The sequence below is a fragment of the Marinobacter flavimaris genome (assembly GCF_002933295.1).
GTDB classification, from domain to species: domain Bacteria; phylum Pseudomonadota; class Gammaproteobacteria; order Pseudomonadales; family Oleiphilaceae; genus Marinobacter; species Marinobacter flavimaris.
Genome location: NZ_PSSW01000009.1, coordinates 1 through 26,137, shown reverse-complemented (window position 1 = coordinate 26,137; position 26,137 = coordinate 1). Strand labels below are relative to the sequence as shown.

32 protein-coding genes are annotated in these 26,137 nt (G+C 56.2%); 11 read left to right on the top strand and 21 right to left on the bottom strand.

Going from position 1 to position 26,137, the window contains the following annotated elements:
• Nucleotides 1-7: 7 nt before the first annotated feature.
• Complete coding sequence (locus MDHKLMBL_RS15525; protein ID WP_104271378.1) at nucleotides 8-1,027, bottom strand: sodium:calcium antiporter; 1,020 nt, start codon at nucleotides 1,025-1,027, stop codon at nucleotides 8-10.
• A 158-nt stretch (nucleotides 1,028-1,185) separates the two neighbouring features.
• Here MDHKLMBL_RS15525 and MDHKLMBL_RS15520 point away from each other — a divergent pair, with 158 nt between their 5' ends.
• The gene (locus tag MDHKLMBL_RS15520) at nucleotides 1,186-2,097 is read left to right on the top strand and encodes a pirin family protein (RefSeq protein WP_053114971.1); all 912 of its coding nucleotides are present in this window, start codon (nucleotides 1,186-1,188) and stop codon (nucleotides 2,095-2,097) included.
• A gap of 104 nt (nucleotides 2,098-2,201) precedes the next feature.
• On the top strand, nucleotides 2,202-2,441 hold the full coding sequence (locus tag MDHKLMBL_RS15515) for a DUF1289 domain-containing protein (protein ID WP_053114972.1): 240 nt from the start codon (nucleotides 2,202-2,204) through the stop codon (nucleotides 2,439-2,441).
• Between the two features lie 51 nt (nucleotides 2,442-2,492).
• Here MDHKLMBL_RS15515 and MDHKLMBL_RS15510 read toward each other — a convergent pair whose 3' ends face one another.
• The 3 genes from MDHKLMBL_RS15510 to MDHKLMBL_RS15500 form a co-directional block, all read right to left on the bottom strand.
• Entirely contained in the window at nucleotides 2,493-4,592 is a 2,100-nt protein-coding gene (locus MDHKLMBL_RS15510) for a TonB-dependent siderophore receptor (RefSeq protein ID WP_104271376.1), read from the bottom strand.
• A gap of 88 nt (nucleotides 4,593-4,680) precedes the next feature.
• Nucleotides 4,681-5,346: a DNA-3-methyladenine glycosylase I gene (locus MDHKLMBL_RS15505; RefSeq protein ID WP_053114974.1), complete on the bottom strand. Its 666-nt coding sequence runs from the start codon at nucleotides 5,344-5,346 to the stop codon at nucleotides 4,681-4,683.
• 13 nt (nucleotides 5,347-5,359) lie between these two features.
• Nucleotides 5,360-6,484, bottom strand: a complete 1,125-nt coding sequence (locus MDHKLMBL_RS15500) for a hypothetical protein (protein ID WP_104271374.1) — start codon at nucleotides 6,482-6,484, stop codon at nucleotides 5,360-5,362.
• A gap of 177 nt (nucleotides 6,485-6,661) precedes the next feature.
• Here MDHKLMBL_RS15500 and MDHKLMBL_RS15495 point away from each other — a divergent pair, with 177 nt between their 5' ends.
• Both MDHKLMBL_RS15495 and MDHKLMBL_RS15490 read left to right on the top strand, forming a co-directional pair.
• Nucleotides 6,662-7,204 carry a GNAT family N-acetyltransferase gene (locus MDHKLMBL_RS15495; RefSeq protein WP_041646175.1) on the top strand — a complete coding sequence of 181 codons (543 nt, stop codon included), beginning with the start codon at nucleotides 6,662-6,664 and terminating at the stop codon, nucleotides 7,202-7,204.
• Between the two features lie 16 nt (nucleotides 7,205-7,220).
• Nucleotides 7,221-8,324, top strand: a complete 1,104-nt coding sequence (locus tag MDHKLMBL_RS15490; protein WP_104271372.1) for a histone deacetylase family protein — start codon at nucleotides 7,221-7,223, stop codon at nucleotides 8,322-8,324.
• Nucleotides 8,325-8,350: 26 nt separating this feature from the next.
• Here MDHKLMBL_RS15490 and MDHKLMBL_RS15485 read toward each other — a convergent pair whose 3' ends face one another.
• Nucleotides 8,351-9,262, bottom strand: coding sequence for a histone deacetylase family protein (locus tag MDHKLMBL_RS15485; protein ID WP_104271370.1), 912 nt, complete (start codon nucleotides 9,260-9,262; stop codon nucleotides 8,351-8,353).
• A gap of 39 nt (nucleotides 9,263-9,301) precedes the next feature.
• Nucleotides 9,302-10,498: a CaiB/BaiF CoA transferase family protein gene (locus MDHKLMBL_RS15480; RefSeq protein ID WP_104271368.1), complete on the bottom strand. Its 1,197-nt coding sequence runs from the start codon at nucleotides 10,496-10,498 to the stop codon at nucleotides 9,302-9,304.
• Between the two features lie 165 nt (nucleotides 10,499-10,663).
• Between MDHKLMBL_RS15480 and MDHKLMBL_RS15475 the strand changes: the two genes are divergently transcribed.
• The 6 genes from MDHKLMBL_RS15475 (at nucleotide 10,664) to MDHKLMBL_RS15450 (ending at nucleotide 17,193) form a co-directional block, all read left to right on the top strand.
• Nucleotides 10,664-11,317, top strand: a complete 654-nt coding sequence (locus tag MDHKLMBL_RS15475; RefSeq protein ID WP_199185526.1) for an ABC transporter ATP-binding protein — start codon at nucleotides 10,664-10,666, stop codon at nucleotides 11,315-11,317.
• On the top strand, nucleotides 11,307-13,874 hold the full coding sequence (locus MDHKLMBL_RS15470; RefSeq protein ID WP_104271364.1) for an ABC transporter permease: 2,568 nt from the start codon (nucleotides 11,307-11,309) through the stop codon (nucleotides 13,872-13,874). Before MDHKLMBL_RS15475 ends, MDHKLMBL_RS15470 begins: the two co-directional genes overlap by 11 nt.
• 309 nt (nucleotides 13,875-14,183) lie before the next feature.
• Nucleotides 14,184-15,002: a transporter substrate-binding domain-containing protein gene (locus tag MDHKLMBL_RS15465; RefSeq protein ID WP_008169535.1), complete on the top strand. Its 819-nt coding sequence runs from the start codon at nucleotides 14,184-14,186 to the stop codon at nucleotides 15,000-15,002.
• Between the two features lie 153 nt (nucleotides 15,003-15,155).
• Entirely contained in the window at nucleotides 15,156-15,821 is a 666-nt protein-coding gene (locus MDHKLMBL_RS15460) for an amino acid ABC transporter permease (protein WP_008169533.1), read from the top strand.
• Nucleotides 15,821-16,474, top strand: a complete 654-nt coding sequence (locus MDHKLMBL_RS15455) for an amino acid ABC transporter permease (RefSeq protein WP_008169529.1) — start codon at nucleotides 15,821-15,823, stop codon at nucleotides 16,472-16,474. Before MDHKLMBL_RS15460 ends, MDHKLMBL_RS15455 begins: the two co-directional genes overlap by 1 nt.
• Nucleotides 16,471-17,193, top strand: a complete 723-nt coding sequence (locus MDHKLMBL_RS15450) for an amino acid ABC transporter ATP-binding protein (protein WP_014576841.1) — start codon at nucleotides 16,471-16,473, stop codon at nucleotides 17,191-17,193. The genes MDHKLMBL_RS15455 and MDHKLMBL_RS15450 overlap by 4 nt, the downstream gene beginning before the upstream one ends.
• An 88-nt stretch (nucleotides 17,194-17,281) precedes the next feature.
• Here MDHKLMBL_RS15450 and MDHKLMBL_RS15445 read toward each other — a convergent pair whose 3' ends face one another.
• The 15 genes from MDHKLMBL_RS15445 to MDHKLMBL_RS15380 form a co-directional block, all read right to left on the bottom strand.
• Entirely contained in the window at nucleotides 17,282-17,674 is a 393-nt protein-coding gene (locus MDHKLMBL_RS15445; RefSeq protein WP_014576842.1) for a hypothetical protein, read from the bottom strand.
• Nucleotides 17,675-17,693: 19 nt separating this feature from the next.
• The gene (locus tag MDHKLMBL_RS15440) at nucleotides 17,694-18,440 is read right to left on the bottom strand and encodes an SDR family oxidoreductase (RefSeq protein WP_104271362.1); all 747 of its coding nucleotides are present in this window, start codon (nucleotides 18,438-18,440) and stop codon (nucleotides 17,694-17,696) included.
• Between the two features lie 113 nt (nucleotides 18,441-18,553).
• Nucleotides 18,554-18,973, bottom strand: coding sequence for a DUF4399 domain-containing protein (locus tag MDHKLMBL_RS15435; RefSeq protein ID WP_405420962.1), 420 nt, complete (start codon nucleotides 18,971-18,973; stop codon nucleotides 18,554-18,556).
• A gap of 75 nt (nucleotides 18,974-19,048) precedes the next feature.
• Nucleotides 19,049-19,960 carry a serine hydrolase domain-containing protein gene (locus tag MDHKLMBL_RS15430; protein ID WP_241956257.1) on the bottom strand — a complete coding sequence of 304 codons (912 nt, stop codon included), beginning with the start codon at nucleotides 19,958-19,960 and terminating at the stop codon, nucleotides 19,049-19,051.
• Between the two features lie 219 nt (nucleotides 19,961-20,179).
• The gene (locus tag MDHKLMBL_RS15425; protein WP_092031749.1) at nucleotides 20,180-20,512 is read right to left on the bottom strand and encodes a YnfA family protein; all 333 of its coding nucleotides are present in this window, start codon (nucleotides 20,510-20,512) and stop codon (nucleotides 20,180-20,182) included.
• Nucleotides 20,513-20,573: 61 nt separating this feature from the next.
• Complete coding sequence (locus MDHKLMBL_RS15420; RefSeq protein WP_092031745.1) at nucleotides 20,574-21,116, bottom strand: DinB family protein; 543 nt, start codon at nucleotides 21,114-21,116, stop codon at nucleotides 20,574-20,576.
• A 65-nt stretch (nucleotides 21,117-21,181) separates the two neighbouring features.
• A complete protein-coding gene (locus tag MDHKLMBL_RS15415) occupies nucleotides 21,182-21,778 on the bottom strand; it encodes a glutathione S-transferase family protein (protein ID WP_104271358.1) in 597 nt (198 codons plus the stop codon).
• Between the two features lie 45 nt (nucleotides 21,779-21,823).
• Entirely contained in the window at nucleotides 21,824-22,276 is a 453-nt protein-coding gene (locus MDHKLMBL_RS15410) for a GNAT family N-acetyltransferase (RefSeq protein WP_104271356.1), read from the bottom strand.
• Nucleotides 22,277-22,313: 37 nt separating this feature from the next.
• Nucleotides 22,314-22,406, bottom strand: coding sequence for a ChaB family protein (locus tag MDHKLMBL_RS20835; protein WP_088559194.1), 93 nt, complete (start codon nucleotides 22,404-22,406; stop codon nucleotides 22,314-22,316).
• The gene (locus MDHKLMBL_RS15405) at nucleotides 22,403-22,669 is read right to left on the bottom strand and encodes a DksA/TraR family C4-type zinc finger protein (protein WP_104271354.1); all 267 of its coding nucleotides are present in this window, start codon (nucleotides 22,667-22,669) and stop codon (nucleotides 22,403-22,405) included. The genes MDHKLMBL_RS20835 and MDHKLMBL_RS15405 overlap by 4 nt, the downstream gene beginning before the upstream one ends.
• A gap of 98 nt (nucleotides 22,670-22,767) precedes the next feature.
• Complete coding sequence (locus tag MDHKLMBL_RS15400; protein ID WP_104271352.1) at nucleotides 22,768-23,088, bottom strand: DUF2834 domain-containing protein; 321 nt, start codon at nucleotides 23,086-23,088, stop codon at nucleotides 22,768-22,770.
• Nucleotides 23,089-23,131: 43 nt separating this feature from the next.
• Entirely contained in the window at nucleotides 23,132-23,530 is a 399-nt protein-coding gene (locus MDHKLMBL_RS15395) for a GFA family protein (protein ID WP_104271350.1), read from the bottom strand.
• 90 nt (nucleotides 23,531-23,620) lie between these two features.
• Nucleotides 23,621-24,100: an acyl-CoA thioesterase gene (locus MDHKLMBL_RS15390; protein ID WP_104271348.1), complete on the bottom strand. Its 480-nt coding sequence runs from the start codon at nucleotides 24,098-24,100 to the stop codon at nucleotides 23,621-23,623.
• Between the two features lie 61 nt (nucleotides 24,101-24,161).
• A complete protein-coding gene (locus tag MDHKLMBL_RS15385) occupies nucleotides 24,162-24,452 on the bottom strand; it encodes a DUF1330 domain-containing protein (protein ID WP_104271346.1) in 291 nt (96 codons plus the stop codon).
• Between the two features lie 59 nt (nucleotides 24,453-24,511).
• On the bottom strand, nucleotides 24,512-25,357 hold the full coding sequence (locus tag MDHKLMBL_RS15380) for a LysR family transcriptional regulator (RefSeq protein ID WP_241956262.1): 846 nt from the start codon (nucleotides 25,355-25,357) through the stop codon (nucleotides 24,512-24,514).
• A gap of 144 nt (nucleotides 25,358-25,501) precedes the next feature.
• On the opposite strand from MDHKLMBL_RS15380, the gene MDHKLMBL_RS15375 reads away from it, so the two are divergent.
• The gene (locus MDHKLMBL_RS15375) at nucleotides 25,502-26,086 is read left to right on the top strand and encodes an FMN-dependent NADH-azoreductase (RefSeq protein ID WP_241956256.1); all 585 of its coding nucleotides are present in this window, start codon (nucleotides 25,502-25,504) and stop codon (nucleotides 26,084-26,086) included.
• The last annotated feature ends 51 nt before the right edge of the window (nucleotides 26,087-26,137 follow it).

Below are 26,137 nucleotides of genomic sequence, written 5' to 3'. Positions count from 1 at the left end.
CTCCTTATTATCCGCTAATTGTCACGATAATCAGCGCCACTGCATAGACCGAGAGCATCAGGGCGCTTTCAAACCCGATCTTGCCAATTCCATAGCGTTGGCGCCGGACCATTCCCATTAACAACGTGGCTGTCATCAGTATGCTGACAAGCCCCCAGGTCATCTGTATCGGGGTAATGTCGTGATAGATGGAACCGCCAGGGTAGCCCACATCGGCTGAAGCGATCACCAGCATATTAAAACAGTTGGTGCCGAATATATTGCTTACCGCCAGGGTCAGCGCGTTCCTGCGGATGGCAGCAATGGTGGTGACCAGCTCGGGTGAGGAGGTAGCGAGCGCGGTAAACAGGCCGCCAATCAGGGTATCGGACAGGCCCGTTTCGTCACTGATCACTTTGGCCCCTTCCATCAGTACCCATCCAGCTATGCCTGTAATTGCAGCCAGAATAATGAAAGTGACCCAGGCCTGGGCAAGACCGCCGCGAAGATAATGACCAGGCTTGTCGGGAACGGTCTGGCGGGTCAGTCGGGGAAACCACATGGGTATACTGTCTGTTGTGCGAACCAGGTGAAGCCCGAACAAATACGCTGCGGTAATCACGGGTGTGATTGGGTGTATTCCCCAGAGGGAAACTGGTGGACTCGCAATTGCCAGTAGCGGCAAAGCCAGCAGAACGATCAACAACGCGGCCAGCATCAGGTTGGTGGAAGATGCAGCTGCGTGCTCCAGGTTGGCCTTCCGGTACATGATGTCTGCAATGCCCAGAAACACCAGGTTCGCAGCCATGCTGCCCATGACATTGCTCATGGCCAGATCCGGCCTTGAATCCATGGCCGCGCTCAGCGTGGCGGCGAAGTCGGGCAGTGAGGTTACCCCGGCCAGCAGAAAGATGCCGAACAACGCCTCGCCCAGACCTGTGCGATCAGCCAGTTCATCGGCGACCCGCGCAAGTCGGCTGCCGGCTGTCACAATAACGACGGATGCGATGGCAAAAGCTATGATGCCGGTAGTCAGTGATGGAAACACTCAAGGCCCCAGACTGTTGCGATTGCTTGAATTGCTTACGGTAACTATAGCGGTTGCGGAATGGCCAGGATGAATATCGGTGCCCGGAGAAAGATTCCGGCTTCTATAATAGATTCAGGAAACCGGGTGACAGAGTCGGGGCAAAACGGGAGCGATGCATGAGCAATCTGATGAATACTGTTGAACAGAACTGTGATTCGGCCGATGCGCCGTGCAGCGCCATCGAAACCATTTTGAGCCCCCGGGTTGCCAATCTGGGCGGCTTCTCCGTACGTCGGCTGTTGCCAACCGCGAAGCGGAAAATGGTAGGCCCCTGGGTATTCTTTGACGAAATGGGCCCGGCGGAATTTCCGGCTGGCCAGGGTCTCAACGTACTGCCGCATCCCCATATTGGTATTGCCACTGTTACCTACCTGTTTGAGGGCGAGATACTGCATCGGGATTCCGTTGGCAGCTACCAGCCAATCCGGCCCGGAGATATCAATCTTATGGTGGCCGGCAGCGGTATCGCCCATTCCGAGCGGGAGCGTCCTGAGATCACCGCAACGGATCACCGCTTGCATGGGCTCCAGCTCTGGCTGGCCCTGCCGCAAGAGCACGAAGAAACTGCGCCAGCGTTTCACCACTATCCAGAGGATGACATCCCCGCGGTTGAGATAGACGGCGTGCCGGTTCGAGTCATGATCGGCAGTGCTTACGGAGTCACTTCGCCGGTGCTCAAGTTCAGCGAAACCCTGTACCTTGAAGCCACCCTTAAAACCGGTCAGACCCTGGCATTACCCCAGGCGCCTGAGCGCGCCGTCTACGTTGCCAGTGGCGCCCTGCGAGCCCATGGCTCTGAGCTGCCTACCCACAGCATGACGATCTTTTCCCGACAGCCCGGTGTTGCCATTACCGCCACAGAGGATACCCGGATTGCCGTGATTGGCGGTGAGCCGCTGGGCAAGCGTTTTATCGAGTGGAACTTCGTCTCTTCTAGCAAGGCCCGTATAGGTACAGCCAGAGAAGACTGGCGGGCAGGGCGGTTCGAGAAAGTCGTGGGTGATGAGGAAGCGTATATACCGTATTAGCCTGTCGTCTCGGTTTTCCACGGGCCCAACGCCTTGTATCCGGGGGCTGCAGCCCTCAGCCTTGGACTAAGCCACTTATTTTGCAAAAGGGGAAGCCAGAGTCCATGGAGCCCGTCACCAAGAAGCCCTGCATTGACGTCTGCGAGTTTAACAAGAGGGCCATCTGTAAAGCCTGTGGCCGAACCAGGCAAGAAAAAAAGGAGTGGAAGCAGCTCTCTCCTGACCAGAAGCAGGCGATCTGGACGCGTATCCTGGAGTCTCACGGCTCGGGTAAAGGAAAGAATCCCAAAGCATTGCGCGAGTTGTACGAGAAGGCCCAAAAGAAGAAAAAAAAGAAGAGCTGATCGCCGCAGCGGTTTTCAGGCTGCGGCGACCAGAGACGTCAGGATGAAGCTTTAGAAACGATATTTGGCGTTTGCATTCACAGTGCGCCGCTCGCCGTAGCCGCAGTCTGCGCCTTCGGAGCGGCACCAGGTGATGTACTCGTCATCGGCCAGGTTTTTGGCATCTACGGTGAAGTCCCAGTTCTGCCAGGTGTAGCCAATCATGGCGTCGTAGAGGGTAACGGAAGGAACGACGGGCCCGCCTCCTGAGCCAACGTTGTCACCCACGTAGCGCACCCCGGCACCGACCCGCCAGTTGTTGGCGATGTAGAGCTGGTTCCACCAGGAAGCCTGACGCTCGGCCACATAGGGGAGCCGGTTGCCAGAGGCGTCATCCCTGGCATTCAGATCGGTGTAGGCCAGTTGGGTTTCGAAACGCTGCCACCGCTTGTTCACCTGCAGCTCCCAGCCGTCGATCACCGCGCCGGTCTGCTCAACACCTCCGGGGGTGCTGCCGTCGCTGATCCGGTTCTCCTGGGTAATATCGAAGTAGGCTGCAGTAATGCCAAGGGACTGGTCCTGGGACACGTACTTCACGCCCGCTTCCTGTTGGTCGCCGGTGGTGGGTTCCAGTGTGTTGGCCGCGGCGGTGCCATCGGTACCGAGGTTCATGCTGAAGGCTTCAGCGTAGCTGATGTATGGGGAGATCCCGTTTTCGAATCGGTACATCAAGCCCGCCCGACCAGTGGTGGCCTCCTCGTCGCTGACGGTATCTGATCCGGAGACGGCCAGGCGGCGGTTCTCGGCCCAGTCGTGGCGAAGGCCGGCCGACACGACGACGTTGCCGATCTCGATGTGATCGGCAATGTAGAGGCTGATTTGCTCAATCTCGTTGTCCGGCCGGTCGGTCGGATTGATGGCACCGTCGTTCAGGTTGCCGTACTGTGGATCATATACATCGAAGGTGCCACCCAGGCCATAACCGTAAAAGTAATTGTCCTGTTTCCAGAGCGCGTCCTGGCGGTCGGCGCCGATAATCAGACGATGGCGGGTCATGCCCAGCTCAACATCACCCTCAAGGCGAGCGTCCATGTTGAAAATGCGGGTTTCAGCATCTGCCGTGTAAATGGTACGCGGCACTTCGCCATTGGCGTCGGGAACGCTTGGAATGGTTATCCAGTGTTCGCGGTTTTCGGTACTGGAGCGGCTGTAGCGAGCAGTGGCGGAAAGCGCCCAGTTGGTATTCAGTTGATGATCAACAAACAGGGTAGCTTCGGTCTTCTCCCGATCATAACGATCCCATCCTGGCTCCCCAACGAATCGCTCAGAGCCGATAAACCCTTGCGATCCTGGCTCCAGGGTGCCGGCCTGTGGCAGGAACTGAGCGGATACCTGGCCTTTGTTCTCCTGGCGGTTGAGGAGCAGGGTAACGCTTGTGTCATCGGTTGCGCGCCAGGTCAGGGAAGGGGCGAGCACGTAGCCATCGTCTTCCACATAATCCACCTGGGTGTCACTATCGCGTCCCAGTGCGATAAAACGGTACAGCAAATCACCGCTCTCGTTGACGGGGCCGGTTACATCCACGGCCAGCTGCTTACGATTAAACGTGCCGTACTGGGCCCAGATCTCGCCGCCCTGTTCCTCTTCCGGGAGCTTGGATACCCCATTGATGATGCCGCCCAGATCGCTCTGGCCATAAAGCATGGAGGAGGGGCCCTTGAGCACTTCGATGCTCTCAAGGGCGTACACATTGGTGCGGACGGTGTTGTAGGAACCGTAGATCTGACGCAAGCCATCCAGGTAGCGGCCGGCGTCTACTCCACGCACTTTTGCGGAATCGATTCGGGTGTCAAAACCGAAGTTGCCCGCGTTAACCCCTGGGGTGTAGAGCAGGGCGTCCTGGATGTTCTTGGCGCCGGAATCTTCGATGAAGCTGCGATCGACGATTGAGACCGAATAGGGTTGCTCTTCAACCGGAACGTTCAGTTTTCCAACGGCCGGCGTTTTTTCCAGAGGCATATAGTCCGGAGCGGTAATCGCATCAGAAACCACATCGAGAGCTTCGAGTGTGGTCGCGTCGTTGGTTTGCGATTGCGCCATGGCCAGAGAGCTTGCGCCGAGGAGTGAAACCAGTGCTGCAGAGCTGCAGCGTCGGGAGCGAATGACTATCATACAAAAATACGCCTTCGTTGTTAATGCGGAGGCGAATGATAACAATTATCATTAAATAAACAAGAGGTAATGAAATCGCGTGACAAGATCAGTCGATAGTAAACGAGAGGATTCTCGAGAGGTGGCTGTAGGGCAGGCCACTCTCCTCATGCCAGAGATTAAACGCTTCCTGCGCCTGCATAAGCCCTTTCTTGCTGGTGGGTGAGGCATCCAAAACCTCTTCCCTATGCAGCGCGGCAATAACATCCCGTGAAAGGATAAAGCCGTCCCAACCCACTCGCCGCAAAAAGTACTGGGCGCTGTTGCCACCGAGCCTCGCTCCGTTGCGTTTAAGCCACATCAGCAGGCCGGCCTGGTCACTGCTGGGCCAATCGGCGAGGAACTTGCCAAAGCTGCCGTGTTCCCGGGAGGCATCGACAATCATCCGCGCATTTTCGGGAACGGTCTGAATTTTCTGAGCGTTCCTGACGATCCGCTCGTCGCCCGCCAAACGCTCAAGCACTTCGGGAGGAACCTGCTGCCAGTAAAGCGGTACAAAACCTTCGAACGCCTCTTCAAACTTGGGCCATTTGTTTTCGATCACCCGCCAGACGAAACCGGCCTTGAAGATGCACCGGGTGATTTCCGAAAGGTATCGATCGTCACCAAGAGCCTCAAGCTCGCCGGGTGCCGCCACTCTCGGCAGCCGTGCGAGAACCTCGCTCTCGCCGCCTTTCTGAAGAACGGCCTGTTCGTAGATGCGGGAAAAGGACATAGCGGTCTCTGAATCAGTCCAGTGTGTTAAGTGATTTTTTCCGGCCAACGTGTGCCAGGCCAATAATCAGGGTTCCGAGCAACCCGAGGGCAGGGCGCACAATCAACCGGAATACCCAACTGCCGATGTACAACACCGGCAGTAGTATCAGCATCCACCCGAGAAACTGCACCAGCTTTACCGGGTAGCCCATTACTTCCGCTACCTCTGCCAGGACGTCATTGATGATACCGGGGTGTGTGACCACCAGATACCCCACGCCAATCACGGCGGGCCATTTTGCGTAGCGGGCGGTCGTCATCAGCATGCGCCCGCTAGTCGTGAGGCGAGCGGCCAGTGCTGCGGACCGGGTACCCCTGGCAGCGCCTCTGGATGAAACAGCGACAGCCCGTCCTACCCGAAGTACCTTCAACGCGCTGGCAAAAACCAGAACATCCACCGACGCCCAGCCAATATCAGAGGCGGTCACGTCGTCACCGGTGCGGTGCTGAATCTCAAGGTTGCGTATACCACTTGCGAAGAACTGGTTGATGTTCTCCAGCACCCGTTCGGTTCGAACCCAGATGACGTCGCCCTGCTCGTTAAATACGAACTGGCCCAGGAAATCGTGCCCTTCTTCCTGAATAAAGCGCACGGCGTACCACCCGCGCTCTTGCGGAGTCAGCTTTTCCTTTCGGGAGGTATTTTGTTGGCCGCCGGTACTGTTATCGGTTTCTTCGCCTCCGGTAAAGAACTCAAGAGCCGCCTGATATTTGCTCGCCAGATCGTTCATCAGCTCGATAGAGCCAACAGGTTTGCTCAGGAAATAGTGAATCGGCGGAAGAATGTTTTCGCCATAGAGCCGAAGAATTTCCCGGAATTCCGGTTCGGGACCATATAGGGGAAATACTTCGCGTGTCATCGCCGGGTATCGCAAATACGCTGCCCGGGCCTTCAGTAGCAGCAGTTCGTCGTCTGCCATATCCAGCAAGGCTGCCTGAACTTCCAGTGGCTCTTTCTCGATCCGAGGGAATTCCCGGAGAGTATTTTCCGCCTGAATCTGGATCAGCCGCTCTTCAATCAGCATGGGCCGGGATGTGACCGTCGACAACAATGCAACGATCACCGAAATCCCCAGAATCAACAGGAGTTTTCTCATCGAAACTTACCCCGGGCAGGAATGGGTCAAAGAACCGTGTAGGGGTTGCCGCTTTTGTAGCTCGATCAACCAGCGACTACGCTTTGGAGAGTAGCGCAAATGTATACGCCCCGAAAATGCAGATCATTCCGGGATTGGGCTGGCATGCTTTTGGCGAAGGTCGAACGGGAGTTGCAAGTGGCGGTAAATCAAGCGAAGCGTGGATTTGTGATCAGAGAGGCCCGGGAAGAGGATCTGCCCGAGATGGTGGGCTTCCTCGCCAAACTGGCGCTGCATGTTTCGGGTGCGCCTCCCCATGATTTGAAGGAAAGCGAGTACAAACGGCTTCTGCGAACCCTGCACTCCGCGCTGGACGATCCCAACAGACGACTCGTTGTGGCTGAAAGCAAAAGCGCCGGGCTCGTGGGCATGGGTTATGTTTATATCTGGAGAAGCCAGGGCATCTGGGAGCAGTCGGAAGCGGCAGAATTCAAGTCTGGCGTTATTGATGATATCTGGGTAGAGCCGGACTTCCGGGGGCTTGGTATCCTGAAGGCACTGTTGCGGGATCTTGTGACTTTCGCGGAGGAGCATCACGCCTCGGAGCTGATCCTCGAATACTCTGCTTCAAACAAGGAAGCCAAGGCTGCCTGGACCAAGCTGGGTTTCAAACCGACCGGGGTTCGCGCGGCGGCATTCACCTCGGTGGTTAAGCAGGCGCTGGCGGAATCACAAGGATAAGAAAAGGAAACAGGCCATGATCGGCGATCGCAGTGTGAATGTGTTTTACGATGGGATCATGCTCGGGCATAACCCCGAGGTGGATCTTCCGTTCATGCCCAGCCGGGTGGAAAAGCGGGTGCGATCCATTCTTCAGGGCTTGGATTTCAAATGGAGCTATCCGGAGCACCCTGGGCGGATCAGCGCCATCAAGGAGTATCTGGATGAAAACCCGGTGGCAGGTACTCAATTCAAATCGGGTGCGGCTGCCGCAACATACGATCAGCTGGCACGGGTACACACCACCTCCTACCTTGACCACATCTTCTCACTGGACGGGAAACGGGCGTGGCTTGATAAAGATACTACGGCGGTGTCACCCGACAGCATCAAAGCCGCCACGGCTGCGGCCGGCAACGCCATTGCCGCCGTTGAAAGCGTTGTGAAAGGGGAGTGCAACAGCGCGTTTGCCCTGATCCGCCCGCCCGGCCATCATGCGGAACCGGTTCGGGCACGGGGATTCTGCCTGCTCAATAATGTGGCCATTGCTGCGGCCCATGCCCAGGCCAAACTCGGCTGTGAGAAGATTCTGATCATCGATTGGGATGCCCATCATGGCAACGGTACCCAGGACATTTTCTGGGCAGACCCCGATGTCCTGTTTTTCGATACCCACTGCGCGGCGCCATTCTATCCCGGATCCGGTCACCTGGAAGAGATCGGTGATGGGCTGGGGGAGGGCTACACCATCAACGTGCCACTGCCGGAAACGGCTGGCGACGTTGCCTTTGAGAAAGTGTTCCGGGAGATCCTGATGCCGGCGGCGGATTACTTCCAGCCGGATTTGGTGCTGGTCTCTGCCGGCTTTGATCCGCACAGAAACGACATGGCCCTGAACCTCACCTACGATGGCTTCAAAGTAATCACAGGCATTGTTCAGGCGATTGCCGACAAACACTGTGAGGGACGGTTAGCGCTGGTTCTGGAGGGTGGCTACAGCCTGAGTTCGCTGTCCAAGGGGGTGCACGCCGTGCTCGAAGTGCTGGCCGGAGGAGAGGTGCCGGAAGTTCATGAGATCGGCGTGCCGGAGGCCGAGGAGGCAGCTGAGTTCCATCGGTCTGCCTTCAGTGATGAGGACTAATTCTGCTTTGAGCAATAAAGACTAGGTCAGTCGGCTGAAAACACCCGGCTGGCGGCTTCCACAACAATCCCGTGCCGCTTGGCCAGTTTCACCCGGTCATCATCGTAGCCGCCGCCAATCACCGTCGCTACTGGAATGTCCCGACGTTTCAATTCACTGAGCACCTGAAAGTCCCGCTCAAAAATTCCCTGTTCGGAAATGTTCAGCCGGCCCAGGGGATCATTCCTGAATACATCCACGCCCGCGTCATAGAGCACGATATCCGGCCGGGATAACGCAAGTGCTTTGTTCAGCGTTTCGCTGACAACTTCAAGATAGGCCCCGTCTTCGAGGCCATCCGGTAAGGCGACATCGAGATCGCTCACCTTTTTCTCGAACGGGTAGTTGCGCTCGCAGTGAATCGAGCAGGTAAAGGCATTCGGCTCGTTCGCCAACAATGCAGCGGTACCGTCACCCTGATGAACATCCACATCGAAGATAAGCACACGTTCAATGTCCTCCTGTTGCAACAGCACATTGGCGGCGATCGCCAGATCGTTGAGGATGCAGAAGCCGGCGGCGTAATCGTAATGGGCATGATGGGTACCACCGGCCAGGTGACAGGCAATGCCATGCTGAAGGGCCAACTGCGCTGTCAGAACCGTGCCTGAAGGAGCCAGGAAAGTGCGTCGGACGAGGCCCTTGCTCCAGGGCAGATTCATCTGCCGTTTCTCCCGCGCCGAGAGTTGATCGCCGGCGAAACGGGCGAGGTAATCCGGGCAGTGGGTACGGGTCAGCCACGCCTGCCGGCATGGGGCAGGGCGAAAGCTATTGGCTTGAGTGAGAAGCCCTCTCGAGCGGGCGTAATCGGCAAGGAGCCCGAATTTTTCCATGGGAAATCGGTGCTTTGCCGGGAATGGGAAGCTGTAGTCTGGATGGTGAACTACGGGTACGGGCATTTGATCGTCCGGCTGCAGTGGATTTGCGACGTCAAAATGTTATTTGGCAGGCACGGCTGCGATGCCAGAATCACACATCGACTGGATTTCTTCGGCGGAATACCCGCACTCTGCCAGCAGTTCGCCGGTTTGCTCGCCGAGGCGCGGAGCTCCCTGCCAGTGCTGCTCCGGTGCGGCCGAGAATCGCGATGGGGCCCTGGCCTGGCGCAGTCGGCCAGCCTGGGGGTGGTCGTAGTGTGAGAGCAGATCGTTGGCCAGCACCTGGGGATGGTCGAGCACCTGAGTGCGGGTCAACACCGGGGCACAGGGCACTTGTTCGGCTTCAAGCCTTGCCAGCCAGTGTTCGGCCGTATCGGTTTTGATAACCGACTGGATCAGCTCCAGCCTCGCATCAATATTCTCCTGGCGCAGCCGGGCAGTCAGGAACCTTGGATCCTCCGCCCACTCCGGGCGGTCCACGGCTCGAATAAGGGCCTGCCACTCACGATCGCTCTGAACCGCAATGGTGATGTAGCCGGTTGTGGTCTCATAGATGAGATCCTGAAGGCTCGCAGCCTCCTGCTGTGGCACCTCACTGTGAACAAAGGTCTGGCTGCCCATGTCGGAGCTCCAGAGAAACGCGATGATCGCGTCCAGCATGGACAGCCGGACATGCTGGCTTTCCCCGGTGCGTTCCCGGGCAAACAGGGCCGCGGTAATCGCCTGAGCTGCGGTTACACCGGTGAGCTTGTCGGGCAAAATGGTCCTCACCAATTGCGGACGCAGTTCATCGGCGCCCGCCTGCACGGTGGCCAATCCGGAGAGACCCTGAATCAGCGGGTCGTATACCGGTCGCTGGGAATAGGGGCCGGTATCACCGAAGCCACTGATTGATACCATCACGAGATCCGGGGCCACTTTGCGCAGCTGCTCTTCGCCGAGCCCCATCCGCTCAATGACGCCCGGCCGGAAGTTCTGCACAAAGACATCGGCCGACGCTACCAGTCGAAGCAGCGCGTCGCGTCCCGCCTTTTCTTTCAGGTTCAGCGCCACTGATTTCTTGTTGCAGTTGTTGTTGAGGTACAGCGCCGACATATCGCCCTGCCGATTGGCCGCGGAGCGCGTAAAGTCGCCACCCGCCGGATTCTCGATCTTGATAACCTCGGCACCCTGATCCGCCAGTATCATGGTCGCGAGAGGCCCGGAAATCATGGCTGTCAGATCGATAATGCGGATGCCATCGAGCGGTCCGGTCATGGTCAGGACTCCTGTTTTTCCGTGGAGGCGCCAAAAAACGTGAGTGCGCCACTCTTAAAAAGGGTTCGTACTCTAAACTTTATGCGGATGCCGATCATTTACCAGTACGCAACAGAGCAGGAAATTCATCAAACCAGAGGAGCGCCAGTGTCCACCAGTGTTGAAATGACCGACATTTTTCTCGAGTACCCCACAGAGTCCGGCAAGGTCGCCGTACTCAATAATGCCTCCCTCATGGTGCCCCCGGGAGAAACACTGGCAATCACAGGCCCCTCTGGCAGCGGGAAAACGTCCCTGCTTTTGTTGCTCTCCGGCCTGCAGCGACCGACCAGTGGAGAAATTCTGGTCGGCGATCAACGTCTGGGCGACATGGACGCCAATGCTCTGGCCGACTGGCGAAGTGAGCACCTTGGCATTATTTTCCAGTCCTTTCACCTGCTGCCTGGCCTCACAGCCCTGGGAAACGTGAGTCTGCCGCTTGAGATTGCCGGCGAGGCCCGGCCGCGGGAACGAGCTCTCGCCATGTTGGAGGCCGTTGGTCTCAGCCATCGGCTGCAGCACTACCCGGGGCAGCTCTCTGGCGGCGAGCAGCAACGGGTTGCGATCGCTCGGGCACTGGTTCACCAGCCAAGCCTGTTGTTGGGAGATGAGCCCACAGGCAATCTGGACCATGAAACCGGTGAGAAAGTGCTCTCCCTGCTGTTCGACTTGCACAAGGACAGCAAATCCACGCTGGTACTGGTGACCCATGACGAGCGCGTTGCCGAGCGTTGTCAGCACAGGGTCCGGATGGACGGTGGGCGTCTCTATGCCTCCTGAACGCTCCACAAACCCGCTCTGGATGCTCCGATTCGCGATCACCGATCTGCGGTCACGTATCTCTGCGTTGAAGATTTTCCTGGCCTGCCTGATTCTCGGCGTTACCCTTGTGGCTGCGACAGCCAGCCTCTACCGGGTGATCGAGCAAAGCTTGCTGGCGGATACCCGCGCTCTGCTCGGTGGCGATGTGGAGCTGGATACCAGCGAGCCGCTGCCCGATGATGCGCTCGAATGGATTCGGGCTACCGGCAAAATTTCACTGGTTCGGGAATTCGATACCATCGTCAGCGGAAGCGGCGGCGACGGCTTCTTCCGGGCGGAGATGCTGGTTCCGGATGCTCTCTATCCCCTCTACGGCGAGCTGGAGCTAATGCCGGATGAGCCTCTGGGGGCGCTTACAGGCCAGAAGGAAGGGCAGTGGGGCGCTATTATCGATCCTTTGCTGGCAGAACGCCTGGGCCAGTCAATTGGTGACCAGATTGAGATTGGCGCCGCCACCTTTCGAATCAGCGGCCTTATCGAGAAGCAACCGGATCGGAGCCTGAACGCCAATTGGCGAGGTCTGCCGATCATGATTTCCGAGCAGGCCGTGGAGGCAACCGGATTGATTCGCCCGGGTAGCCGCGTGGATTACGAATACCGGGTACAAACCGAACAGAATCTCGACACCTGGCTTGAGGAATTCGAGCAGGCATTCCCGGATGCGCGATGGGAAATCACTACGTTTGCCGAGCGCAGCGAACGGATTTCCGAGCGTCTGGACCAGATTGCCACAGCACTCATCCTTATCGCTTTCACTACATTGTTCATCGGTGGCCTCGGAGTTGCCAACAGCATCCACGCCTACCTCGATGAAAAGCTGGGCATAATTGCCACCCTGCAAACACTTGGCCTGCGTCGCAAACCGCTTGTTGGCATATACCTCCTGCAGATTGGTGTATTGGGCAGCCTTGCGGGGCTAGTTGGCGGTGGTATCGGGCTGGGGCTTTCCGCCCTGGCGATCAACCTGGCGGGCGATGCCTTTGCTCTGGCGGGGCCCGATGGGGCTGGCGGCTGGTTGTCCTTGTGGTTGGTTCCCTTGCTGCTGAGCTGGCTGTTCGCTGTTCTGACTGCTTACGTGTTCGCACTGCCGGCACTCGCTCGAGCCCTCGCTGCTGCGCCGGCCGGGCTTTTCCGGGGGCAGGTCGAGGCGGCTCCCAGCGAGCCTCGAAGCTGGCGGATTGCCAGCTATCTACTGCTGGCTGTCTACATCGGCGCTACCCTGTTCTGGCTCCCATCGCCTCATCTGGGCTTTCTGTTCCTGCTGGCGGTTACGCTGCTCTGGGGCCTCCTGGAAGGTTTGATCAAGGGGTTACGCCGCGGTGCCAAGGCTATGGAAAACGGCGGTTTTGCCGACCGCAGGTTTGCCCGGCGGTTGGCCCTGGCCAATCTGCACCGGCCGGATTCGCCGCTCCGGGCAATCCTGCTGTCACTGGGTACCGCGCTGACGCTTGTGGTGGCCTGCACGTTGATGGTTACCACGCTCCTGAGGGCGCTTGAAACCACCATACCGGAACAGTCGCCGGCGCTAATCCTCTATGAAGTGTTCCCGGACCAGATGGAACCGCTGCAAAACGGCCTGGAAGCGTTGGATGCTTCCAGCCGCGTCGAGTTACTTCCGATGGTCCGTTCCCGTCTGGACACTATTAACCAGAAGCCGATTGCGGAAGTTCTCGCTGATAATGCCGAAGCTCGGCGAGAAGCCATGGGAGATGAATACAAACTGAGTTATCTCTCGGGAAACCCCGAAGCACTGGAACTGGTGGAAGGCAGCTGGTGGGAATCGCCGGCCCCCGAGGGGGAGCCTGCGTACATGGCCATGGAGGATCGGGAGGCCTACCAGCTTGGACTGGGGGTGGGCGACCAGCTCACCTTTACTGCACAGGATAAGAGCATCGACGTCGAAATCCGTGCAATTTACCGGCAAAAAGGGCTGCAGACCCGATTCTGGTTCGAGGGCATATTGCAGCAAGGCGCACTGGACGACTTGATCAGCCTTTACGTTGGTGCGGTCTACCAAAGCGATGAGGCGGCCAGGGAATCCCAGCAATGGCTGGCACAGACCATCCCCAATGTAATCACGATGCGCACCGCTGACTGGCTGGAAACCGCAGGCGATCTGCTGAACAAGGCAGCCGCGGGCCTGGCGGCTGTGGCATCGGTCAGTCTTCTCGCCAGCCTGCTTGTGCTTTCCAGCGTGGTCAGTGTCAGCCGCAGGCGGCAGCTTTACGAGGCCAACCTGTTGCACTGCCTTGGCGCCCGTCACGGAGCGATCCGCCAATCCATGCTGCTGGAAACCGGTTTGCTGACCTTCCTGGCAACGGTTTTCGCGACGGCGCTTGGTGCGCTAATTGCTTTACCTGTGGCTGACCTCGCCTTGAAGCTGCCGGCCGGCGATTTATGGTGGATTGGGACGCTGGTTGCCGGAGGTGTCAGTTCGCTGGCGCTGCTGGGTGGATTACTGCCCACGCTCAGGGCAATGCGGTTAAACCCCGCTGTGTTGCTCAGAGACCGTTAAAATGGCCTGCTATAGTAATAAATTCGTCTTTTTGATTAAGGAGGTGTAAACATCAGTTAAATCATAGACCTAAGAACATGAAAAATGACTGTTTGTTCGTTTTTTGGCCGCTATCACGAGTTGCAGGCTCAAAAAATCCGGTTATATTGAGGAAATTAAGGAAAATTGCCTACCAAATGGCAAATTTCAAAAATTTTCACTAAATAATCTACGGTAGTATTTTTACGTATGCTTTTTGCACATAACTCGTGTTGTGTAGGCATAACGGACACACACTTTTCGCCCACGAAAGAAAAAGAGAGAATAACTATGATTCGCAAACTAGCACCGCTTGTATTCGCTTGTGCTGCGGTAACCTCCGTAAGCGCGACAGCCGATCAGCTGGACACCGTGATTCAACGTGGCACTCTGAACTGTGGCGTGGTTCTGGATTTCCCACCAATGGGATATTTTGACGAGAACAACGAGCCTGCAGGCTTCGACGTCGATTACTGTAACGACCTGGGCGAGGCGCTCGGCGTAGACGTCAATGTTCTCAACCTGACCTGGGGCGAGCGGATTCCCTCCCTGGTGTCCGGCAAGACTGATGTGGTTATCGGCTCTACCTCCGATACACTGGAGCGCGCCAAGACCGTTGGCTTCACCTACCCGTACTTCGTGTTCAAATTCCAGGTTATCGCCAACGAGGACAAGAACATTGAATCCTTCGACGACCTGAAGAACCTGAAAGTCGGTGCGGCACTCGGCACCACCTACGAAACCGAATACCTCGCGTATGCCGAGCAGCAGGGCTGGGGCAAGGACAACTACACCTCCTTCAAATCCGAGAACGATGCGTACCTGGGTCTTTACCAGGGCAAGGTCGACGCAATCATCTCTACCAACACCAACATTGCGACCAAACTGCGTAGCGAAGAGTTCGCAGACTTTGAAGCGGGCCCCTACGTTCCCAACTACGACGACGTTGTGGGCATCATCGCCAAGCGTGATGAGGTTGCCTGGATCAACTACCTGAACCTGTTCCTGGTACGCCAGATTCGCGACGGCAACATGAACGAAGCTTACAACAAGCACTTCGGTACCGATGCGCCGGCCGATCTGATCAAGTCCCTCCGGGACAACAAGTAAGCGCCGAACCGACGGCCGCCAAACAGGCGGCCGTCATTGCATTGGTTCCCGGGTCGGGCACTCACCCTCGGGTGTCCTGACCTAAAATTCTGATCAAGGCCCTTCTTACCGGGCTCTGGTCGAGTTTCCTACCATTCATAAAATGGCCAAGGTATGGACTACGAATTTCACTGGAACGTAGTGTTCCAGAACATGCCCCAGCTGCTGAACGGTGCCTTCGTTACCCTGCACGTATCCGTTCTGGCGATGCTTCTGGGCGTTGTGATCGCAATACTGTTGGCGATCGCCAAAATGAACAACACGAAGTTCTTCAGCCAGGTTGCGACGGTCTGGGTTGAGATTGCCCGGAATACGCCGGCCCTGTTCCAGATCTACATGGCCTATTTTGGCCTTGGAGCATTTGGTATCCACCTCAGCCCCTACGTGGCGGTACTGAGCGCACTGGTCTTTATCAACGCGGGCTACCTGACGGAGACGTTCCGGGGTGGTTTCCAGTCGATTCCGAGCACCCAGTACAGCGCTTCCAAGTCGCTGGGCATGACCAGTATCCAGACGTATCGATACATCATCCTTCCGCAGATGCTGAGACGCATCTACCACCCGATGACCAACCAGTTTGTCTGGTCCATCCTGATGAGCTCTCTGGGCATTCTGGTGGGTATGAGCGAGCTTTCTGGCACGACTCAGCGTCTGCAGTCACTGTCGTTCAGAACGCTGGAATTCTTCATTGTGGCGGCAGTGATGTACTTCGTCATCACCAAACTCGTGTTGTTCGGATCATCACTGCTTGCGCGTAGACTCTTCAAGGGGGAAATCTGATGAATTCTTTATTCACACCCCTGTCCTGGAGCGATAGCGGTCTGATCCTGACCGGTGTCTGGAATACCATCATCATCTCCGTTGTCGCCATCGTGGTGGGCACTATTCTGGGATTGATCGTCGGCTTTCTCCGTGCCGAGAGCAACAAGGCCGTCAACGTCCTTTTCGGTAGCGTGCTCGACGTGCTGAGAAGTGTTCCCCTGATCATCCAGCTTATTCTGTTCTCCACCTTTGTCGGTGCGATGGGGAATCCACTGGCGCCGTTTGTTGCGGGCTCCATTGTGCTCTCGCTGTATACCATGGCCTTCATGAGCGAGGTTTTCCGCAGTGGCTTTGAGAGTGTCAGTCCCTCAATGCAGACGGCAGCGCGCTCACTGGGCATGACCAAATGGCAAACCATCTACCACATTCGGTTGCCGATTGGTTTGCGTGCTGTGTTCCCCTCGTGGCTGGGTGTTGCACTCAGTGTCATCAAGGACTCGGCCCTGGTCTCGGTCATCGGTTACATGGAATTGCTGCGCACGTCGGAGCAACTGATTTCAAGAACCCAGCAACCGCTCGAGATTCTGATCGGTGTTGGTATCTTTTACTTCATTATTTCGTACCCGCTGTCCCACTACGGCCGGTATGTTGAGAGGAAAATGGCAATATGATCAGCGTACAGAATGTCCATAAATCCTTCGGCGATCTTGAAGTACTGAAAGGCGTCAGCCTGGATGTAAAGAAAGGCGAGGTCGTGAGCGTTATCGGGGGCTCCGGCAGTGGCAAGTCGACTCTCCTGTATTGCATCAATGCCATTGAGCCCATCAACAAGGGCAAGATCCTCGTTGATGATGTGGATGTCCATGCCAAAGAGACCAACAAGGACAAGCTGCGCCAGAAACTGGGCATGGTCTTTCAGCAATGGAATTCCTTTCCTCATATGACTGTACTGGAGAACGCCGCACTGGCGCCCAGAATCGTCAAGAAAATGAGCAAGGAAGAGGCAATTGAAATCGCCAAGAAAGAGTTGGAGCACGTCGGCCTGGGTGACAAGTTTGACGTCTATCCCACCAAAATGTCCGGCGGCCAGCAGCAACGCCTGGCGATTGCCCGTGCGCTGGCCATGAAGCCTGACTACATGCTGCTTGACGAGGTGACCTCCGCGCTCGACCCGGAGCTGGTCGGCGAGGTTCTGGATACCCTGCGCCTGCTGGCAGAAGAGGGGATGACCATGATCTGTGTGACCCACGAAATGGGGTTCGCACGGGATGTCTCTGACCGGGTGGCTTACTTCCACGAGGGTGTGATCGCAGAGATCGGTGAAGCACGCCAGGTGATTACCGATCCGCAAAACCCGCTCACCCAGAAGTTCCTTTCAAAAGTGCGCTAGAAAGTCGCCACAACCGTGGCGCTGGCTGGGGGAGTTCTTGGACCCGCTTTCCCAGCCATTTTTCCAGCCCGCCCAGAATCCGGTGGCTTCAGTTCCGGTTCTTCAGCACCTCATAAATCTTCCTGACCGCTTCCTCCTGCTTTTGTTTCTCAACCATATCTTCCAGCAGCTCCAGTACCCGTTTCTCGTCGTTGCTCCGAAGACCCGGCCAGTACACATAGGGCACCAGATCCGGATTGCTGATAAAGAACAAGGCGGTTTGTTCCGGATCGTTGGCGATGTCTCCGCGCAGGCCTACGGAAAACTGGCGGCCCTCGCCACCCCGTAGCGTTAACAGGAGGGATTGGTCCTGCTCGATGAATCGGGTTTCCTCCACGGTAATGGGCTCTGCCAGATCCGGCACGGAGGTGATGTAGTATTGAAAGCCAAGGAACCCCAGCAGAACAGCAATCAACGCTGCCAGGGCAAAGGATTTGTTCATTCTGAAGATTCCAAGCTGCTTACATTGCTCTGGCAAATAATCCAAAGGGAAGGGATTTGATCACGTAGCTCAGCGGCGTCCATGGCCACCAGGGCACGTAGGCCCGGCGCTTCTCCGATTCGATGGCTTTCACCAGGGCCTTTACACCGGTTTCCAGATCCACCCGGAAGGGGGCATTTTTCGTATCGCGGTTAATATCGGTGAGAATGTAGCCCGGCATGATGTTGCTGACGTTAATGGGCTTGCCCCTGGTATCCAGTTGCAGGCCTTCCGCCAAAGAGGCTACGGCGGCCTTGGTGGCAGCGTATACGTTCAGTGGACCACGGAAGCCGCGAACACCACTGACAGACGACATTAACACCAGGTGACCGCTGTTCTGCTCGCGGAAGATCTCCATGGCTGCCTCACTCTGGGCAATAGCAGCGATGAAGTTGGTCTCGGCGGTGTGGCGGTTGGCAGCGAAATGCCCACGGCCGATGGGCTGTGAGCTGCCAATACCTGCATTAACCACCACCCGATCAAGACTACCGAGCTCATCCCGGAAGCCCCGGAACACTTCGAACACCTGATCGTAATCGCAGACATCAAGGCCTCGGACGAGTACCCGGATATCCGGATGAGCCTGCTGCAATTCCCGCTGGAGAGCTTCCAGCTTGTCTGCCCGGCGCGCACAGAGCGCCAGATTACAGCCTTTGGCCGCCCATTCGCGAGCCATGCCTTCCCCGAGACCGGTGCTGGCACCGGTAATCAGAATGTTCTTTCGCATCAGCTATCCCCTGGATTCGTTCGGATTATTTGCGCTCACAGTACCATGATCGAACGCCCAGGGGATTGACTGAAATGCAACTCTGCACTGGCCATTCCGTTCAGGGTAGAACGTTACTCCACCATTACTGTGATCTTCTCGGAAACCACTGGCGGGTTGTGCGGCACATGCATGTGATCACCGACCAAAAGCTGCAGCGTGTGTTTACCCGGTGATAGCGTGATCTCGGTTTCGGTTTGCCCGCCACCAAAGTGTCTGATTTGATCCGTTGCCGGGAGGGATTTGCTCAGATCGGACGGTACGTCGGTATCGATCAGCAGGTGGTGGTGTCCGGTGCCTGCTTTTTCCACGCCAGCAGGTGCTACGCCCATGTTCCGCAGACCAAAGACGACTTTGAAGGTTTCGTTTACGGTTGCGCCGTCAGTTGGTTGCACGAAATACACGCCAGCGTTGGCCGGCGCCTCAGACTTCATGCTCTCTGCAATCGCTGCTACTGGCGCGATCAACAGAGCTGAAAACAGTGTAATTGCGATCCTGTTCATTTCGTTTCCTCCTTGGTGTTCGCCACCAGTGAGTATAGTTGAGGAAACTTATGCGTGACGGCCGCTTCAGTTTTCCACGGCAGGAATTATGTGCTCCTCAATTAACTGGAACTGGCGGCGCAAAAAGGCTGAACCCGGCGAGGGAGGGGTAGGGTCAGAGGTCATCACCACGGTCAGTTTGCGAGCGGGCATCACATACAGTACCTGGCCTCCGTACCCACGCCCGTAATACCCCATTTCGCCGGCGAGCGGCTGCTGTAACCAGCCATAGCCATAGGGATCATCTGTGTAGGCGGACCTTCCGCGTTCAATCCAGGACTCCCGCACCCAGTTTTCCGGAAACAGGCGCCGATCACCAAGGCGGCCTTCATTGCGATAAAGCTCGCCGATTTTTGCCAGGTCCCTTGGCGAAAGAGCCATATTATTGCCACCAAAATAGATCCCCTGGGGGTCCCGGCCCCAGGCAGGAATGGTTATATTCAGTGGCTCGCCCAACCATTCCCGCGCCAGGTCGAGCGTGCTGCGCCCGGCGCTTTCGGTGAGCGCCGCCGAGAGCAGGTGGCTGCTGCCGGTGGAGTAGAGCATGCGACCGCCCGGCTCATCCACGAACGGCCGGGTGAGCACATGGTGCACCCAGTTATCGCTGTTCACCCAGGGGCCATAGTAACGGCCAGATGTCCGCTGCAACCCGGCCTGCAAAGACAGCAGGTGCCCCAGAGTTATCCGGTCTACGCCCTCGGTTGCGGAGGCGGGTATGCGGTCACCGAGCGTTTCAATAACCGGTTGATTGGTTCCCTCGAACACACCTTTTTCGATGCCGATACCCACCAGCGCGGCGAGTACTGTCTTTGAGAGAGATTTGATGTTGGTTGGCGTGTCGAGCCCGGCACTTTTCAAATCCAATGCCAGAACTTCCTGGCCCTCATGGACAACAATCAAGGAGTGAAGGCGCTCAAGGTTTGCAGCCTCTCTGGACACCTCTGTTTGCCAGTCGGCCGTCTCTGAGTGGCTTGGCGGGGTGACCAGGAGCAGCAGTGCGAAAAGCCAATATGAAAAGCGTTGCATAGTGTAAGGAGGCGCTAGCGTCTTCGTTTTGGTAAGTGGAACGTCGATCATATGATTACTGTACGTCAGCGCGTCGAGAGGAGGTCACGGCTTAAGCAGATCTGTGGTGATTATCGGGTACGCGATGCAGATTTATGCGCCTCTAGGCGCAAACATGATGATCGCCATGCCGAGCAGTGCTACGCCGGATCCCACCAGATCCCAAACGGTTGGCCGGATACCATCAATAGCCCAAAGCCAGAGAATGGCCATAAAGATATACACACCGCCGTAGGCCGCATAAACCCGGCCGGCGGCAGTAGGATGCAGGGAAAGTAACCAGGCAAATGCCGCCAGGCTCAGGGCCCCGGGTACCAGAAGCCAGATGCTCTTTCCCTCGCGAAGCCAGAGATAGGGTAGGTAGCAGCCAACGATTTCAGCCAGCGCGGTGACGAGAAAAAGACCGACTGTCTTCAGTTCAGGCACAGGTTTTTCCTTATGATCGATGAAATGCCGTATTCAATGAGGTTTCGAGATTCGCTTAGGGTTATTTCAAACCCTCGTCTGGAATCAGAGCCAGTAGATCCGTCACCCCGATATCCACCCCGGCCTGTGAGAGCAACGTAGAAACCTGCCCGCGGTGATGGGTCTGGTGATTGAAAAAGTGTTGAAGAAGACTGGAGAACCGACGGTTCGCTGGAACCCCTTTTGTGTTCTGATAACGGAGAACCACGTTCAGGTCGTCATCCGACAACGTGCCAACCCAACAGATAATATGGTTGTCGAGCCAGGCCCTCCGCTCCGACAGTGCGGCGAAGTCCTCAAACAGGATATCGTTCAGTTTGTTGGGTGAGGGCAGATCTACGACTTCCTTCAGGGCAATGCTAAACGTTGGGTGCATGGCGAACCGTTTTAGCCAAATGGTGTCGCCAACAACAATGTGGTTGAGCGTTCCGAGAATGGAGCCGAAGAACGCGCCACGATCCTTGGCCAACTCGGTTTGTTCAAGGCCCCTTGCCGCTCCATAGATCTTTTCATTCATCCACTGATTGTAGGCGGCCATCAATTCGAAATTTGTTCCCAGACTCATTGTCTTGACCCTGTTCGAACTCTTTGGGTTTCATACGGGGATTGGTAGGAAATTACAAAGGACTCCTAAACCATAGGCCTGAAATTCGGTAATGCCGCAACCCGATCCAGCCATGCGCGAATCGCAGGGTAGGCTTCCAGCTCAAAACCACCCTCATCCGCGACGTGGGTGTATGCATAGAGTGAGATATCTGCAGTAGTGACCTTCTCACCCGCCAGGAATGGCGTTTGTGCCAGCTGTTGCTCCATCACATGCAAGGCCTTGTGCCCGCCGGTTTGCTTGGCGGCATACTCGTCGGCTTTGTCTGCCGGCAGTCCCAGGTATTTGTTTATAAAGCGCGCAACGGCGATAAACGGCTCATGGCTGTATTGTTCGAAGAACTGCCATTGCAGAACGCGGGCCTGAGCGAGGCGGTCATTCGGGTACAGATCAGAGCCGAACGCGAGGTAGTTGATGATGGCGTTGGACTCTGACAGCGTCTCGCCACTATTTAGCTCCAGCAGAGGAATCTTGCCATTCGCGTTCTTTTTCAAAAAATCATCGGATTTTGTGTCGCCTGCCAGAATGTCGACATCAATCCACTGATGGTCGATGTTCAGCAGTTGGCAGATGAGCTGAACCTTGTAGCAGTTCCCGGATTGGGTATCGCCATAGATTTTCATGCAGTTTCCTTTGCTGGGAGAGCGCCGTTTTTCAGGCCGGGGCGTTCAGGGCTCCGATCCGGGCTGCTTGAGGTCTTTGGTGTAGACATGCGTTGTTTTGGATTGCGTATAACCAACCGCCGGATAAAAGCCATGAGACTCAAGGTGCGTTACATTAGAGCGTACCACCACCCGCGGGAGTCCCATAGAGCTGGACCAGTCTTCAGCAGACTGGACCAATAGCTGGCCGATACCAGCCCTCCGTGCGCGGGAGCCTACAACCAGGCCTGTAATTTCCGCGACAAACAGCTCGCTGAGGAACAGGCGCTTTTCCACTGCTATCCATCCAACTACCGAACCCCCGGAAAGGGCGACGAAAATCTGATGGCTAGGAGAGTCAGTGATTGCCTCGAACCATGCTTTCGTTCGGAGCCTGCTGGCTGTGTAACCCCATTCGAGGACCAGAGCGTGAATGCCATCAAGATGATCAGCCCGCCCCGGTTCGATTGAAATGTCCATATTCAAACGCTATTCCGGGAGGGGGTGCTATGGCGACTCATTCTCGGGATTTGCCTTTGACCCACCTGTCGCCCTCCTTGTGATATTCCTCTTTAACCGCCGCCCAGGCTACTTTGTGGGCCGTCTCTATCGCAGCTGGCTGTCCTTGCTGCCCCTGCGATTGATGCCGCCAGGCTGGCTGTGCTCCTTTTCATGGGCCGACTGGCAGTCAATGCACAAACGAACACCGGGAATGGCCTTGCGCCGGGCCTCTGGAATTGGTGCTCCGCACTCATCGCATTCCTGGGCACTCTCGCCTTTGGCCAACTGGCTGCGTGCGCGCTGGATTTCATCCCCAACGCTTGCGTCGATCTGTTCCTGAACCGCACCATCACGAGACCATCCGCCTGCCATGGGGCCCTCCGAAGTCTGGTTGACTGAAACCACTCAACGTTAGCATTGTAGCTCGGGTGCTCAAAGATGGCCGACGCTGATTTGGCTGATGTGAAGAGTTAAAGCCTACCGGTTTCAGTCTCGGGCCCACCTCGAAGAACCAGATACAGCAAGGGCCCTGCGGAGACAAACACTGCTGTCAGAACGAAAAACGGAACCAGGTAACCCAATCCTTTGCCTCGACGTTTGGCATCCTGGTACATCCAGATGCAAGCCAATACCGCGAGAATGTAGAGATCAATAACAACCTGTGCGGTATCGGGGCTCGACATCAACTGGGCGCCGAAGGCCAGGAGCGATTGCTCGGCGCCGGCCATCACCCAGAAGGTGAAGCCCATAAACAGGCAGAGAACGACGAGGGGGAGGGGAGCTACTTTCATAATCTTCCTTGATTTAAAGAATTGAAGGTTGTTGGTTCTCGATTCAGGGATTTTCTGTGTATTGGGGCAGGTCGTCCGTAATCTCAAACCAGGGCGCCTTGTTTCCAACGTAAACGTGCCGCTCCGGCTTCACGCCCGGATCAGTATCAAGAGTGCCCATCGGAAACCCAAGCACATCCGGCTGGGCATCAAATCTCGTGTAAAGGCTGGAGCCGCAGTTGGAACAAAAGGCCTTGTGTTCGCCGGGCGACGACTCGTAGAACTTGATCAGCTCCTCGCCTTGCACCGTGCGCCAGTCCGCTGACCTTACCTTGGCGCGGGTTCGAAATGCTGACGCGTGCAGCTTTCGGCACATGGTGCAGTGGCAGTTCAGAACATCTGTGAGGGGGCCATGGATTTCGTACTTGATGCCGCCACACAGGCAGCTTCCGGTTTGGTGCATAGGGTCATCTCCTGTTGATCCCTTCGTCTTCAATACTGGCATCGATCCGTTCCAGAACCATACCATCGCTTGACGTTTAGAGCACCGGACTCATTTTTTATGCAGTGCCATGTAGCGTTCCTCCAGTTCGGCACGAATGGCCCGGCGCTCCTTACCGTTGGCAAATCGCCGTATCTGATCATCGGTGCTCGGAACCAGCTGTGGCACGGCAACGGCTTTGCCGTTGTCATCAACCGCCACCATGGTAAAGAAGCAACTGTTGCTATGGCGAACCAACTTGTCGCGGATGTTCTCGGTAACCACCTTGATGCCGATCTCCATGGAGGTACGGCCGGTATAGTTCACGCTGGCCAGAAAGGTGACCAGCTCGCCAATCTGGATGGGCTGGAGGAACATCACCTGGTCGACGGAGAGGGTAACAACATAAGTCCCCGCGTAGCGGCTGGCGCAGGCATAGGCAACCTCATCCAGGTACTTCAGCAGGGTGCCGCCGTGCACATTGCCGGAGAAATTGGCTTTGTCCGGCGTCATCAGAACGGTCATGCTCAGGCTTGTTGAATTGTTTTCCATGGCGCTTCTCTGTTGGTTTTGCTGTCCAGTATAGGCGCCAGGCTGCCAGCGGTGGCAGTAGTTATTGGTCGGCCTCGAACGTCACCAGATCCACATCCGCTGCCTGGGTACGCAACGGCACCAATGCCTGATAGGCAGGAGAGTCGTGCCAATCGACGACGGAATCCGCATTGGGAAAGCGGATAACCACCGTATCGGTGTGCCGGTATTGCCCGCTGAGCACCTTTGCCTGTGTACCCCGAAGTACCAGTTCCGCACCCCAGGGAACCAGCGTGTCCGGAACAAGGCTGCGGTATTCTGCCCATTTGTCGGGGTCTTTTACGGTGATGTTGCCGATCACGTAGGCGGTCATTGGCGTTCTCCGGTTTTTATTGGGCTGATGTCCATGAAAAATAAAAGTGACTGCATGTATTACTGGTTCAGGATATCTTCGATCCAATTCAGGAATTTGGCCGCACTCCTCGTCTCGAAGCTATCCCTACCTGGAACGTAATAGCACAAATCTGATGTTACCGATTGCGTGTCGAAGTGCTGCAGAACGTTGGCCTTCAACAGCCTTTCGACGAGCGTTGTAGAGCAGAACACCAGCCCGTTGCCTGCCATAGCCTGTTGGATCCCGAAAAGCTCCTGATCAAACGTTTTGAGTTGGATATTTGCCCCCTGCAGTCCATTTTTTTCTAACCAATCGGTGAGGGGAGGGGCCGGTAACGCTTTGTTTTTCCACTCCGTGGTAAAAAGGGTTAAAGGGGCATTTTCCCAGGAGGGAGGCGTCATTCCATAGGCACCAAATACATTGAATGACTCAAATCGAAGGACATCAGAATGCTCAGCAACTGAGACATCCCCGAATCGAATGGGAATGATGTAGGATTGGCTGTCGACCGACTCGCCGGTCGATATTTCCACAGAAATCTCGGGGTTGGCTTGTTCGAACTCGTGCTGGGAAGGGATCAGCACCATCGCTGCCAATGATGATGTCGTCGTCACCCTGACCGTATTGCCTGCCTTCACCACTTCTTCCAAAGCGCTGTCGATTTTGCGAAACCCTTCCGAGGTCGCTTTGGCTAATCGGATACCCGTTCCCGTCAAGGATATCCGTCTTCCCTGCCGATGAAACAGGCTCACATTCAATCGGCTTTCCAGGTTGCCAATGTGGTGTGAGATGGCTGTCGGCGTCAGCGAAAGTTCCTCTGCCGCCAACTTGAAGCTACCCCGGCGGGCAGCCGATTCAAAGGCTTTCAGCGCCTGTAATGACACCTGCAATGTGAATCTCCAGGTCAATCACGAGTTCATGAACGTTTGGATGAGTTTAATTCATCTGCAAGTGTAATTTTTCCGTTTGTTCAAGTCCATCCAGCGCCACAAACTGGCTCCTGTCATTAATCAGCCAAGGAAATGAACATGAGCACACTATTACACATTGATTCAAGCGTCAGAGCCGCGACAAACCCGAACCCGGATCACGATTCCATCTCGAAAAATGTCGCCCGTCGATTCATTGATACCTGGAAACAGAAGCGGCCTGAGGATGAATATATCTATCGTGATGTCGGCGTGAACCCACCCGCTTTCATCACCCAGGATTGGATTGCGGCGGTGTTTACCCCTGAGGAAAATAGGACCCCGGCGCAGCAGGAGACACTGGCACTCTCCGATACACTTATCGCCGAGGTCTCATCAGCCGACGTTATTGTGATCTCATCACCTATGTACAACTACGGTATGCCGGCCCAGCTAAAAGCCTGGTTCGATCAGATCGTTCGCATTGGCAAAACGTTTGATTTCGATCTCGAACGAGGGGACTTCCCGCTGCAGCCTTTGCTCTCAGGTAAGACATTGATCATCGTGACCTCCAGCGGAGAGTTTGGCTTTGAAAAAGGCGGAATTAGAGAAGAGTCTGGCCACCTGGTGCCGCACCTGCATATTCCGGCCCATCGTGACCACCCATTCCGTTTGAACGTGACCGCCTGTTCCGGGCGATCGTGACCGCTCATTCCGTTTTATCGTGACCGATTTCGGGCGTTTTTCCGGAATCGC